General features: G+C 59.5%; 12 protein-coding genes. 5 read left to right on the top strand and 7 right to left on the bottom strand.

Annotation, left to right across the window (positions count from 1 at the left end):
- Positions 1–40: 40 nt before the first annotated feature.
- Both copD and copC read right to left on the bottom strand, forming a co-directional pair.
- Positions 41–898: a copper homeostasis membrane protein CopD gene (gene copD / locus LRO94_RS18045; RefSeq protein ID WP_179178753.1), complete on the bottom strand. Its 858-nt coding sequence runs from the start codon at positions 896–898 to the stop codon at positions 41–43.
- 3 nt (positions 899–901) lie between these two features.
- Positions 902–1,267 (bottom strand): copper homeostasis periplasmic binding protein CopC, encoded by a 366-nt coding sequence (copC, locus tag LRO94_RS18040; protein ID WP_032889934.1) that lies wholly within the window; start codon positions 1,265–1,267, stop codon positions 902–904.
- A 116-nt stretch (positions 1,268–1,383) separates the two neighbouring features.
- On the opposite strand from copC, the gene LRO94_RS18035 reads away from it, so the two are divergent.
- A complete protein-coding gene (locus LRO94_RS18035) occupies positions 1,384–2,004 on the top strand; it encodes a TetR/AcrR family transcriptional regulator (protein WP_032889933.1) in 621 nt (206 codons plus the stop codon).
- A gap of 206 nt (positions 2,005–2,210) precedes the next feature.
- Here the strand turns inward: LRO94_RS18035 and preA are convergent, their stop codons facing one another.
- From preA to hydA, 3 genes are all read right to left on the bottom strand, one after another.
- Positions 2,211–3,485, bottom strand: coding sequence for an NAD-dependent dihydropyrimidine dehydrogenase subunit PreA (gene preA / locus LRO94_RS18030; protein WP_032889931.1), 1,275 nt, complete (start codon positions 3,483–3,485; stop codon positions 2,211–2,213).
- The gene (locus LRO94_RS18025; RefSeq protein WP_179180056.1) at positions 3,485–4,852 is read right to left on the bottom strand and encodes an NAD(P)-dependent oxidoreductase; all 1,368 of its coding nucleotides are present in this window, start codon (positions 4,850–4,852) and stop codon (positions 3,485–3,487) included. Before LRO94_RS18025 ends, preA begins: the two co-directional genes overlap by 1 nt.
- 163 nt (positions 4,853–5,015) lie before the next feature.
- The gene (gene hydA / locus LRO94_RS18020) at positions 5,016–6,455 is read right to left on the bottom strand and encodes a dihydropyrimidinase (RefSeq protein WP_179178754.1); all 1,440 of its coding nucleotides are present in this window, start codon (positions 6,453–6,455) and stop codon (positions 5,016–5,018) included.
- Positions 6,456–7,045: 590 nt separating this feature from the next.
- On the opposite strand from hydA, the gene LRO94_RS18015 reads away from it, so the two are divergent.
- Positions 7,046–8,527, top strand: coding sequence for an NCS1 family nucleobase:cation symporter-1 (locus LRO94_RS18015; RefSeq protein ID WP_032889926.1), 1,482 nt, complete (start codon positions 7,046–7,048; stop codon positions 8,525–8,527).
- 25 nt (positions 8,528–8,552) lie between these two features.
- Complete coding sequence (locus LRO94_RS18010; RefSeq protein WP_095184375.1) at positions 8,553–9,836, top strand: Zn-dependent hydrolase; 1,284 nt, start codon at positions 8,553–8,555, stop codon at positions 9,834–9,836.
- Between the two features lie 140 nt (positions 9,837–9,976).
- On the opposite strand, the gene LRO94_RS18005 is transcribed toward LRO94_RS18010, so the two are convergent.
- Entirely contained in the window at positions 9,977–10,435 is a 459-nt protein-coding gene (locus LRO94_RS18005; protein ID WP_179178755.1) for an REP-associated tyrosine transposase, read from the bottom strand.
- Positions 10,436–10,804: 369 nt separating this feature from the next.
- Between LRO94_RS18005 and LRO94_RS18000 the strand changes: the two genes are divergently transcribed.
- Together LRO94_RS18000 and LRO94_RS17995 are read left to right on the top strand one after the other, a co-directional pair.
- Positions 10,805–11,188, top strand: coding sequence for a polymorphic toxin type 44 domain-containing protein (locus LRO94_RS18000; RefSeq protein ID WP_233896850.1), 384 nt, complete (start codon positions 10,805–10,807; stop codon positions 11,186–11,188).
- On the top strand, positions 11,166–11,618 hold the full coding sequence (locus LRO94_RS17995; protein WP_081797821.1) for a hypothetical protein: 453 nt from the start codon (positions 11,166–11,168) through the stop codon (positions 11,616–11,618). The genes LRO94_RS18000 and LRO94_RS17995 overlap by 23 nt, the downstream gene beginning before the upstream one ends.
- A 97-nt stretch (positions 11,619–11,715) precedes the next feature.
- Here LRO94_RS17995 and LRO94_RS17990 read toward each other — a convergent pair whose 3' ends face one another.
- On the bottom strand, positions 11,716–13,134 hold the full coding sequence (locus LRO94_RS17990) for an efflux transporter outer membrane subunit (protein WP_179180058.1): 1,419 nt from the start codon (positions 13,132–13,134) through the stop codon (positions 11,716–11,718).
- Position 13,135 lies beyond the last annotated feature (1 nt).

Genomic DNA, 13,135 nt, shown 5'->3' with positions numbered 1-13,135 from the left:
ATCGGAAGCCAGGCGAGTCGACGCACCGCCCCTTCTATATTCAGTCAGCCAGGACCATCGGCGGCAAAGTGCCGAGGAGCGAAACAGCGGCTACTGCGCAAACACCCAGCAGCCACTCCACCATCACGCTGACCTTCAAACTGCCCAGCTGCTGTTCGCAACGATCAAGGCGCAGCCGGTTCAGCAGTGCCAGGGCCAACATGCCCAACACCAGCATCACCTTGATCAACAGAATCAGGGCAAAACCACTGAACAACGGCGTGGGCCACAGTTGCCCGGTCAGTACGCGCACATTGATCAAGCCAGTCACCAGCAGGCCCGCGACCAGGCCATAGCCCACGCCACTGAAACGACGCAGGACAGGTGCCAGCTCATCACGGTTCGATTGCCTGAGGATCATAACCAGCAGCAATAACCCACCCAACCATGCACCGACGCACATCAGGTGCACTACTTGGTTGAGGATCAACAGCTGCCCGCTCAGCCCGTCGAGCATGGCGCCATGGCCGACCGGCGCGAGGGTCATCAGCAAGAGTGTGATCAGCGGCAGGCGCGGGGCCTTCCACGCGGTCATCAGGGCGATGGCCAGCAACCCATTCAACATCAGATGCCAGGTCCATACCTGGCCAAAAAAGGTCTTGCCCAGCACCAACTTCACGGTCGACGGTTCCAACGCTGCCGCCCATGAGCCCGCCATGCTGACGGTGATCAACATTAACCAGATCACACCCGACGCGAGAGCCGTCCATGCCAGGCCACGGGTCAGGCGCAACAATTGTCGGTCCAGCACGGGCTGCGGTTTGGCGCCTAGGAGCCAGGGCCTGAACACACAGGCCCCGAACATCAGCAACACGACGATGAAATGCACAAAGCGGCACAGCACCAGCAGCGTCGCCATGGATTATTGGCCGACCTTGAAGCTGTATTCGCCGTTGCTCTTGTGGGTGTCGACCGAGACGGCATTCCACACCACCTTGTAGTTACCGGCCGCCAATGGCGCGGCCGGGGTGACTACGAGGGTTTTCTTGTCGGCGCCTTCGGTATCCAGGCCCTTGATGGCGATTTCGGTGCCGTCCTTGCTCAGGGACACCTTGGTGAAGGTGGCTTCGATGCCTTCGCTGAAGGTCAGGCGCAGATCCTGGGGGGCCGTGACAGTGCTGTCTGCCGCAGGCGTGGCGCTTTTGAGATGAGCATGGGCAAATGCTGCGGAGGCACCCAGCAGGGAGGCGAGCAGGGCGACAGTGGTCAGGGTTTTCTTGATCAACATTGTGCAATACCCATCAATGGTTAGGAGCGGGCAGTGTACGAAGTTTCGACTGCGCCTGTCGCCCCGATCTAGAGCGGGTGGTAGTCTTTGGCGTATGTCTTTGTCAGGGAGCCCTTATGGGCAATCACAAGATCGGAATTCGTCGGATCAACGTCGAAAAAATCCTGCTGGCGGCGGAGAAAATCTTCGCCGAGAAAGGCTACGGCAGCACCGCCATGGCCGACATTGCTGAAGAAGCGCAATTGCCGCGCTCCAACCTGCATTACTACTTCACCACCAAAAGCGAACTGTACAGCGCCGTGCTGTTCGACCTGCTGGAGGTGTGGAAACAGGACGCCCTGAGCTTCGAAACCTTCGATGACCCGCGGGTGGTCCTCAGCAGTTACATCCGCGCCAAGATGCAGCGCTCACGCACGCGGCCCTATGGTTCGAAGGTCTGGGCCAACGAAATCATCCACGGCGCGCCAACACTCGGTGAGGCGCTGGACGAGAGCCTGTACGACTGGGCCAAGATGAAGGAAGCGAAAATTCGCCAGTGGGTGGAAGACAAACGCATCCTGCCGGTGGAGCCGTCGAGCCTGCTGTATATGATCTGGGCATCGACCCAGCACTATGCCGACTTTGACCATCAAGTGAAGATTTTGAATGATCACCAGCCGTTGTCGGATATGCAGTTCGAGAAGGCGATCCAGACGGTGACAGGTGTGATTTTGCGCGGGATTGGGTTGGAGCCTTGAGTGGGATGGGGGGCTGAGGGCCTCATCGGGAGCAAGTCGAATCGTCGCACCGCCCCTCCCACCTTTACTGCATTTTGTCTGAAAGAATGCAGACAACTGTGGGAGGGGGCTTTACTGCATTTTGTCTGAAAGAATGCAGACCATTGTGGGAGGGGGCTTGCCCCCGATAGCGGCCTACAGGCCTACAGGCCTACAGGCCTACAGGCCTACACCGCCTCCCGGTAGGGATTCCTCGGATCCTGCGTCCAATTCAAAAACGGCTTGCCCGTGTCGATAGGCACCATCTCGATACAATCCGCCACTGGGCAGGTGATCTGGCACAGGTTGCAGCCCACGCACTCATCATCGATCACCTCGTACTTATGCGTGCCGTCCGCCTGCTTCAAGCTGGCGATGGCCTGGTGAGAGGTATCCTCACAGGCAATATGGCAACGCCCACAGCCAATGCACGCCTCTTGGTCGATCTTGGCGATCACCTGGTAGTTGATGTCCAGGTACTTCCAGTCCGTTGTATTGCCCACAGCCCGCCCGGAAAACTCTTGCAAGCTCGCGTAACCCTGGCTGTCCATCCACCGCGACAGCCCGTCCTTCATCTCCTCCACGATGCGAAAACCATGCAGCATCGCCGCCGTGCACACTTGCACCGCGCCGCAACCGAGGGCGACAAATTCAGCGGCGTCGCGCCAGTTGCCGATGCCGCCAATGCCGCAGATCGGCAGGCCTTTTGTCTGCGGGTCGCGGGCGATTTCCGCGACCATGTTCAAGGCAATCGGCTTGACCGCCGACCCGCAATAACCTCCGTGGGTGCTTTGCGTACCGACGATGGGGAGGGCGACCATGCGATCCAGGTCCACGCTGGTGATGGAATTGATGGTGTTGATCAGCGACACCGCATCCGCACCGCCGCGATAGGCCGCCCGCGCCGCCACACGGATGTCGGTGATGTTCGGCGTGAGCTTGACGATCACCGGCAGCGAGCAATAGGTCTTGCACCAGCGCGTCACCTGTTCCACATACTCCGGCACCTGGCCCACCGCCGCGCCCATACCGCGCTCGGGCATGCCGTGGGGGCAGCCGAAGTTCAGCTCGATACCGTCGCAACCGGTGGCTTCCACCAGGGGCAGAATGTTTTTCCAGGACTCTTCAACACACGGCACCATCAGCGACACGATCAGCGCGCGGTCGGGCCAATCCTTTTTCACCTGGGTGATTTCCCGCAGGTTGATCTCCAGGGAACGGTCGGTGATCAGCTCGATGTTGTTGATGCCCAACACTTCACGGTTGGCGCCGAAGTGCGCCGAGTAACGTGACGACACGTTGACCGCTGCGGGGTCCTCACCCAGGGTCTTCCACACCACGCCGCCCCAACCTGCTTCAAACGCACGCACCACGTTGTAGGCCTTATCGGTGGGCGGCGCGGAGGCCAGCCAGAACGGGTTGGGGGCTTTGATACCGGCGAAGACAATCGAGAGATCGGCCATTACGCAGCCTCCACATTGAGCATGAGTTGGGCGTGCATGGCTTCGGCGGCCAGCTTGCCGTGTTGCACTGCCTGTACGGTGAGGTCCTGGCCGAGGCTGACGCAGTCGCCGCCGGCGTAGACCCCAGGGATGCTGGTGCGTAGCTGTTCGTCGACGAAGATGCGCTCGCCCACGCGGTGCAGCTGTTGCGCCAGGGGATCGTGCAATGCGTCGTTGTCGAAGCCTTGACCAATGGCCTTGAAGATTGCATCGGCAGCCAGTTCGAAGGTTTCCCCGGTGGGGAGCAGGCGGCCGTTTTCCACGCGGGTGCGGGCGAAGCGCATGCCGCGTACGTGGCCCTTGTCATCCAGCAGCACTTCTTCGGGCTGTGCCCAGGTTAATAGGCGCACCTGATTAGCCTTGGCGATGTCTTGTTCATGGTGAGTGGCGCCCATATCGGCAAGGCCACGGCGGTAGACGAGGTTCACATCGCGGGCGCCGAGGCGGGCCATTTGCACGGCCATGTCGATGGCGGTGTTGCCGGCGCCGAGCACGATGCAGCGGTCGGCCAGGGGCAGTTGAGTCAGGTCATCGGCCTGGCGCAGCTCGCGGATGTAATCGGTGGCGGCGAGCAGGCCGGGGGCGTCTTCGTGGGGCAGCCCCAGTTGTTTGCTGGCGGCGAGACCCAGGCCGAGGAATACCGAATCGAATTGCTGATGCAGTTCGCTCAAGGTCAGGTTGTCACCCAGGCGCTGGCCGTGGCGGATTTCGATGCCGCCGATTTGCAGGAGAAAATCCAACTCCTTTTGGGCAAAGTCGTCCACCAGTTTGTATTTGGCGATCCCGTATTCATTCAGGCCGCCGGCTTTTTCCCGCGCTTCGAAGATCACCACGTCGTGGCCATGCAGGGCTGCGCGATGGGCACAGGCCAGACCGGCTGGCCCGGCGCCCACCACGGCGATGCGCTTGCCGGTGGAAGCGGCGCGCTGGAAGGGGTGTTCGCTGAAGTGCGCATTGTCGATGGCGTAGCGTTGCAACAGGCCGATCAGCACGGGCGCGCATTCTTCGCTGTTGTTACGCACGCAGGCTTGTTGGCAGAGAATTTCGGTGGGGCAGACCCGGGCGCAGCTACCGCCGAGGATATTGGCCGAGAGGATTTTCTGCGCGGCGCCTTGGACGTTGTCAGTGTGGATATTGCGGATGAACGAGGGGATGTCGATTTCGCTGGGGCACGCGTTCACGCACGGGGCGTCGTAGCAATACAGGCAGCGCGAGGCTTCCAGTTGGGCCTGGCGGGCGTTGAGGGGCGGCGCCAGGTCGGTGAAATGGCTGGCGAGGGTGGCCCCGTCTTCATGGGGATGGGGGAGGTGGGTCAGGGTCTGGATCACGGTGTTGGCCTCACGGTTATTGAGGTGCTGCCTCTGATGGGCATTGGTTTTTTGTGTTGTCTGTTTGGGCCTCATCGGGGGCAAGCCCCCTCCCACATTCGACCGAGTTGTATCTGAATGAATGCGGTCAAGCGTGGGAGGGGGCTTGCCCCCGATGGCGGTCTCAGCGCTTCACAACAACCGGCCTGGAATGCTCCGCCCGCTTGCTCAACTGCTCAAACACCGACGGATACGCCGGCCGTTCCACATACCGCCCGGCCCCGCGTTCGGCGCGCAGGTCGCCATCGGCCCAGACCAGTTTGCCCTGGCTGATGGTGTGGCTCGGCACGCCGCGCACGGTCTTGCCTTCGAAGATGTTGAAGTCGACCTTTTGATGGTGCGTCTTGGCGGAAATGGTCCGCGTGCCTTCGGGGTCCCACAGCACCAGGTCGGCATCCGCACCCACGCGGATCGCGCCTTTGCGTGGGTACAGGTTGAAGATCTTCGCGGTGTTGGTGGAGGTCAACGCGACAAACTCCTGCATCGACAGGCGCCCGGTATTGACGCCTTCGTGCCACAGCAGCGCCATGCGGTCTTCGATACCGGCGGTGCCGTTGGGGATCTTGCTGAAATCGTCACGCCCGGCAGCTTTTTGCTCGGCGCAGAAGCAGCAGTGGTCGGTGGCGGTGGTGTGCAGGTTGCCCGATTGCAAGCCATGCCACAGCGCTTCCTGGTGCCCGCGCGGGCGGAACGGTGGACTCATCACATAGCCGGCGGCGGTTTGCCAGTCGGGGTGTTGGTAGACGCTGTCGTCCAGCAGCAAGTGGCCGGCGAGCACTTCGCCGTACACCGCCTGGCCCTTGCCACGGGCATAGGTGATTTCATCCAGCGCTTCTTTGGTGGACACGTGCACCAGGTACAGCGGCGTGCCGATCGTCTCGGCGATACGGATCGCACGGCTGGCCGCTTCACCTTCTACCTGGGACGGGCGCGACAGCGGGTGCGCCTCCGGCCCGGTGATGCCCTGGGCCATCAACTTGCGTTGCAGGTGATACACCAACTCGCCATTTTCGGCATGCACGGTGGGCACGGCGCCGAGTTCCAGGCAGCGCTCGAAGCTGGCGACCAGGGTGTCGTCGGCCGCCATGATTGCGTTCTTGTAGGCCATGAAGTGCTTGAAGCTGTTGATGCCGTGATGGCTGACCAGCTCGGCCATTTCCTCGCGCACCTGTTCGCTCCACCAGGTGATTGCCACGTGGAAGCCGTAGTCGGATGCCGATTTTTCGGCCCAGCCGCGCCATTGGTGAAACGCTTCCATCAAGGACTGCTGCGGGTTGGGGATCACAAAATCGATGATGGAGGTGGTGCCTCCGGCCAAGCCCGCTGCTGTACCACTGAAAAAGTCTTCACTAGCCACGGTGCCCATGAAAGGCAGTTGCATGTGGGTATGGGGGTCGATGCCGCCGGGCATCAAGTATTGGCCGCTGCCATCGAGTATTTCAGTGCCGGCGGGAATATCCAGATCCGTGCCAATGGCGCGAATTAGACCGCCTGCGCATAACACATCGGCGCGGTAACTTTCATCATGGGTAATAACGGTAGCGCCACGGATCAACAGCGACATGTCGAGTTCCTCACAGGCTTGACCGGCTTGTGCCAGTTCTAAGTGTTGTAATACTGCTGCCGATGGTCGGTTAATTCCTGTCATCGGTGACAGGAATAGAAGCTAGCCCGAGTTTTTCGATTGAGCAAGAAGATTTTTAATAAGCTTATATCCATATTAAGTATCTGATTTATAAGTATTAAAAATTAAAATCACCAAAATGTAGCGGCCTCTCACCATTTTGACGCACTTGACAGGATCTCAATATGAGCAACATTTCTTATTGCAAATCAGACGGTTGAGATATGCCTCTTGACGGGGCTGGGAAATAAAAATAATTGTGTTGCACCAGATTGAGTCCCGACAGTTCGGGCAACTTCCACGTTATTCGGCCTGAGTCGCGTGGCAAGTACCGCAGGTTCAATCGGAAAGCTGATTAACTTCAGTCAGTTATATGAGCGGTAAGGGTGTGGTGGCGGTTTTCGGCACGGTTATTGAGTGCAGAAACGGCTGGCCGGGCCCGTGATGTCATGTTGTTTACGAGGTACTCCGGCCACCTGCACTCACCACGCAGGTGAGCAAAAATAATTCGAAAAAACCGTGGAGCGGCCATGCAACAGAACAGATCGCAAGTCATAGAACGCAACGGCCTGTACGAACTCGACGCCGGCCCCGACGTCCTCGACAGCCCTCGCTATAACCACGACATGGCACCGACCAAGGTGCATGAACGAACCTGGAACAAATGGCACATCACCGCGCTGTGGGTCGGCATGTCGATCTGCGTGCCCACCTACACGCTGGGTGGGGTACTGACCGCTTACTTCGGGTTGTCGGTGGGCGAGGCGCTGATGGCGATTTTGCTCGCCAATATCGTGGTGCTGATTCCGCTGACCCTCAACGCCTTCCCCGGCACCAAGTACGGCATTCCGTTTCCGGTGTTGCTGCGTTCGTCCTTCGGGATCCTCGGTTCCAACGTGCCGTGCCTCATCCGCGCGCTGGTGGCGTGCGGCTGGTTTGGTATCCAGACGATGTTTGGCGGACTGGCGATTCACCTGTTCCTGGGGTCGATTTTCGAGGGGTGGAAGTCCCTAGGCGGCACCGGTGAAGTGATCGGCTTCATGATTTTCTGGTGCCTGAATTTGTGGGTCGTATTGCGTGGCGCTGAGTCGATCAAGCGTCTGGAAACCCTGTCGGCGCCGTTGCTGGTAGCTGTGGGCATTGGCCTGCTGGTGTGGGCGATGCCGAATGTATCTATCAGCGAGTTGATGGCTATTCCTCCCAAGCGCCCTGAAGGGGCGAGCCTCACCGGTTATTTCATGGCCGGCCTTACCGCGATGGTGGGCTTCTGGGCCACCTTGTCGCTGAATATTCCCGATTTCAGCCGCTACGCCAAAAGCCAGAAGGATCAGATCCTCGGGCAGATTTTCGGCCTGCCGCTGACCATGTTTCTGTTCGCCGCCCTCGGCGTGATCATGACCGCGGCGTCAGTGAAGCTGGTAGGCGTCAGCGTGTCCGATCCGGTGACCCTGATCGGTCATATCCAGAGCCCGGTGTGGGTGGCCGTGGCCATGGCGCTGATCATCGTCGCGACCTTGTCCACCAACACTGCCGCGAACATCGTCTCGCCCACCAACGACTTCCAGAACATCGCGCCCAAGCTGATCAACCGCACCACGGCGGTGATCCTCACCGGCCTGGTCGGGCTGGTATTGATGGGCCATGAACTGCTGAAAAAACTCGGCCTGATCGTCTCGGATGTGAGTCTGGAAACCGTGTATTCCAACTGGTTGCTGGGTTACTCAAGTTTGCTGGGCCCGATCGCCGGGATCATGGTGGTGGACTACTTCATCACCCGCAAACAGCAACTGGACCTGGCCGGCTTGTACCGCGACGACGTATACCCGGCGTGGAACTGGAGCGGCTTTATCGCCTTTGGCGTGCCGGTGGTGTTGACGTTGCTGTCGTTGGGCAGTGATGCGTTCAGCTGGTTCTACAGCTACGGCTGGTTTACCGGTTCGGCGTTGGGCGGGTTGTTGTATTACGGCCTGAATGCCAGGCGCGGAATCAGCCCGGTCGTTGTCAATTCATAAGAAATACAAGCCTGAGGAGATCCCCATGAACGCTGCCCTTGACGTTCTGCAATCGACCCACCAGCACATCAACCGCGACCGCTTGTGGCAGTCGCTGATGGACCTGGCCAAACTCGGTGCCACCCCCAAGGGCGGCGTGTGCCGCCTGGCCCTCACCGACCTCGACCGCAAGGCCCGCGACCTGTTTGTGCAGTGGTGCGAAGACGCCGGTTGCACCGTGACCGTTGACGGCATTGGCAACATTTTCGCGCGCCGTCCCGGTCGTAATCCCAACCTGCCGCCCGTGATGACCGGCAGCCATATCGACACTCAGCCCACGGGCGGCAAGTTTGATGGCTGCTTTGGTGTATTAGCCGGGGTGGAAGTGCTGCGCACCCTGAACGATCTGAATATCGAAACGGAAGCGCCGCTGGAAGTGGTGGTGTGGACCAACGAAGAAGGCTCGCGCTTTCCGCCCTGCATGATGGGCTCCGGAGTGTTTGCCGAAAAATTCACCCTGGCGGAGACGCTGGCCAAAGTCGATGCGGATGGCGTGAGCGTGGGTGATGCGTTGAATGCGATTGGGTACGCGGGAACCCGTCCTGAGAGTGGGCACAAGGTCGGTGCGTATTTCGAAGCGCATATCGAACAAGGGCCGATTCTGGAGGATGAGAAAAAGACCATCGGTGTGGTACTCGGCGCCCTCGGACAAAAGTGGTTCGACCTGAAGCTGCGCGGCGTTGAAGCGCATGCGGGGCCGACACCGATGCACCTGCGCAAGGACGCCCTGGTAGGCGCGGCGGCAGTGGTGGCGGCGGTGAATGCGGCGGCGTTGGGGCATCAGCCCCATGCTTGCGGGACCGTGGGTTGCCTGCAGGCGTATCCCGGCTCACGCAACGTCATTCCTGGCGAAGTGCGCATGACCCTGGACTTCCGTCACTTGGAACCGGCGCGCTTGGATTCGATGATTGCCGAGGTGCGCAAGGTCATTGATGACACCTGCGCCAAGCATGGCTTGAGTTTTGAAATGGAACCCACGGCCGACTTCCCGCCGCTGTACTTCGACAAAGGCTGCGTTGACGCCGTGCGCGATGCGGCGAATGGGCTGGGCTTGTCGAACATGGACATCGTCAGCGGGGCAGGTCACGACGCGATCTTCGTCGCCGAGTTGGGGCCGGCGGGGATGATCTTTGTGCCGTGTGAGGGGGGGATCAGCCATAACGAGATCGAGAATGCCGCCCCGGATGATCTGGCGGCGGGGTGTGCGGTATTGCTGCGCGCCATGGTGGCTGCATCGGCAGCCATCGCCAGCGGCAAACTCGCCGCCTGAAATGCCGGTAAAAAATGTGGGAGGGGGCTTGCTCCCGATTGCGGTGTATCAGTTACAGATAATCTGACTGACCTACCGCAATCGGGAGCAAGCCCCCTCCCACATTTGAACGGTGTTGTTTCAGCTAGTGTTGCCAGACGTTAGACCCAGATGGCATCCCACAATGGGTAGTCGCCAATCCGCTCCACCAGGCCCGCTCGCAATGGATTAGCCACCACATATCGGGCCATTTTCACCAAGTCATCTTCCTTGCGTAGCGCCCGGTCATGGAAGCTCTCTTGCCAAAGCCGCCCCTTGCGTCCGCTTGCACCATTAACGGTCCTGGTGCTTTTTGACTTCACCTGGCACATCAAGTCCGCCAGCGAGCCTTTTTTCAGTTCAAGCAGCCAATGGAAATGGTCCGGCATGATCACCCATGCCAGGGAATTGGCCAGCCCTTGGTACTGGGCCAGCCGAAATTGCCAGACCACTAAGCGAGCGAGATGGAAGTTGTTGAATATCGGTATGCGTTCGTGGGTGTTGGTGGTGATGAGGTAGATGCGGTTGGGTTCGCTGAAGCGGCTGATGCGCAGGCGGTGTGAAGCGGGTAAATCTGCCATTCCCTGGCCCTCTCTAGATGTGCTTAGAGAGGCTAGATTGGAGAGCAAGAGGTTGATGGGCAGGCTTTTGGCAGGATGTGTCGGGAAGGTCGCCATCGGGGGCAAGCCCCCTCCCACATTGGCTCAGCGGTGTTCATACATTGTGTGTCTGACGCGGGACCAGTGTGGGAGGGGGCTTGCTCCCGATGAGGCCGGAACTGACGCTGCCGAAACCTCATTGGACGTGGAAGTACCTTGTTTTGAGGCTGTGGTGTAAGGCATGTCTTACTCCTTTGTACGAAGTCTCTTTTGTTCTTCTCCTCGCTCATCATCTTGGCTATCTGGTGTTAGGTTCTGCCGCGCAAAAACCTAATGCAGAGGAAGCATGCAATGGCGAACCCTATAACCCCGCCTGGTGTATCTGTTGACGAAAATATGGCCACCGCTTTTCATAAAAAGAATGTACTGAAAGCCGGTTCAGCGTTTATGTACTCTTGGTTTTATACTCAGGTCCGCAATCGCGGCCCGTGGGACTACAAGCAAATTTCCAAAGAATATGAAGCGTTTGGAAATTTTCACTATGTTGCGGTGGGGATTGCGGCGGGTTTCAGCGAGGAAGTGCTTTTACGCGCAGCGGGACTTGCTCAAACCAGAGCGGGTACGGATAAACCCGAGTTTGGTCGTTGGTGGGGGGATGCGCCTTTCGGTGACGATCCAGTCGACCAATATTGGATCAAGAAAGGAATCAGCTATGCCAGGTTCAGGAACTACTAGAAAGTCGCTTTACTCAAGGGTTACAACGATTTTGCTGGCGCTTTGCTTGGTGTATATCGCTGGTGATTGGCTGCTTTCGCCGGGCCGTCCGCAATTGACGGAGGTTGTACTCCGCGTACCGATCAGTGATGACGCTTCGATCTATGGCGTCAAGGATGATCGCGGAGGGGCCACTGTTCCGTTCAGTTACCGATATTACGTTTACCGCACCTTGGGAACCGATAGTGAAATATTGGCTGTATTGAAAGATGCCCATCCGTTTCTAGTTACGCGTGACGGGGCGGTAAAAGTTGATGTCGAGAGCCGTTCGATTACGGTTTCGGTGTCGGGGGATGTATCCGACTATCACAGCAGTACCCTGTATCGGCATGCCAATGGTAGTGATTACACAGCGGTGAGTGTTTTTCTTAATAGTCGGCCAGAGGGCTGAAATGTGCGGTGGCTCAGTCAGTGGTGGTTGACTGAGCCACCGCTATCGGGGGCAAGCTCTCTCCTGGATTTAGCTTGAACTGTGCCTGGAGGTGATGTCAGGCGCCAGGTTGCCAGCCGCCGCCGAGTGCCGTCAGGAGTCCTACACTGGCCTGCAGCTGCCGCGTCTGCACCGCCTGCAATGTCCGTTGCGCTTGCAACGCCGCCGTCTGCGCCGTCACCACATCCAGGTAACTCACCGCACCCGCTTGATAGCTGTTCATCGCCAGCGATTGCGTGTGTTGCGCCGCGTCCGCCGCGGCTTGCTCATCCTGCGCTTCCTGCTGCAAATCCCGCAGTTGCGCGAGGTTATCTTCCACCTCGCGCACGGCCTTCAGTACCTGGCTGCGGTACTGCGCGGACGCTTCTTCAAACTCGGCCTTGGCTTGGCGTTCATTGGCATTCAGGCGGCCACCGTCAAAGATCGGCAGGTTCACCAACGGCCCCAGCGCCCAATACCGATTACCTGCCGACAGCAGATTCCCCACGCCTTGCGTTTGCCCGCCGATCAGCCCGGTCAAACTGAAATCCGGATACCACGCCGCCTTGGCTACGCCGATATTCGCGTTGGCCGCAAACACCCGGCGCTCTGCCGCCGCAATGTCCGGGCGACGTTGCAGCAGGTGGCTTGGCAGCTGCGAGGGAACCCCTGGCAGGGCGATCAGTTGCTGGCCGGGCGGCAGCGTAAAGTCGCTGGCTGCCACACCCACCAATTCACCGATGGCGTGCTCGGTGAGGTTGCGTTGCCCGCGTACCTCATCCAATTGCGCCCTGGCCTGCGCCAGTTGATTTTGCGCACGGGTCAGGTCCAGCTCCGAGGCTATCTGGCCCTCATAACGGCTGCGGGTCAGTTGCAGTGCCTGGCTGAAATCCTCCAGCGAGCCAGTAAGAATCCGGCTCTGCGCATCCAGCCCATTGAGCTGCACGTACAAGGTCGCCAACTGATGCTGCAAACTCAGGCGCGCTACCGCCAGGTCATCCCCGGACGCTTGCGCCTGGGCGTCACCGGCCGCGACCTGATTGCGAATTTTGCCCCACAGGTCCAGGTCGTAACTCAACGAAAAACCGGCGGTGTTGCTGTTGTACACCGACGGCTGCGTCTCCCCCCGTAGCGGCCGCGAGTCAGATTGGCGCTGGCGCAACGGTTGTGCGCTGGCGGTAATCTGCGGGAACAGCCCGGCATGTAACTGACTGGCATAGGCTTGGGACGCATCGAAGTGCGCCAGCGCTGCAGCCAAGTCCGGGTTGGCCTTGAGCAATTGCTGTTGCAGGTCATTCAGGCGCGAATCGTTGTAGAGCTTCCACCATTCGGGGGCCAGTTGGTCGGACGGCTGCGCGCTGTGCCAGGGGCCGTTGTTGGTCTGCTCGCGGTAGTTGGCCGGCAGGTCAATCGACGGCACCTTGTAGGTGGGCGCCATCGAGCAACCTTGCAATACCAGCAGCGTCAACGCAGCGAGTGGTTTAAGCCCTGTGCGCATG

The sequence above is a fragment of the Pseudomonas sivasensis genome, assembly GCF_021391435.1.
Lineage (GTDB): Bacteria > Pseudomonadota > Gammaproteobacteria > Pseudomonadales > Pseudomonadaceae > Aquipseudomonas > Aquipseudomonas sivasensis.
Note: the sequence above shows the minus strand (reverse complement) of the source record. Positions and strands in the feature narration are given on the sequence as shown.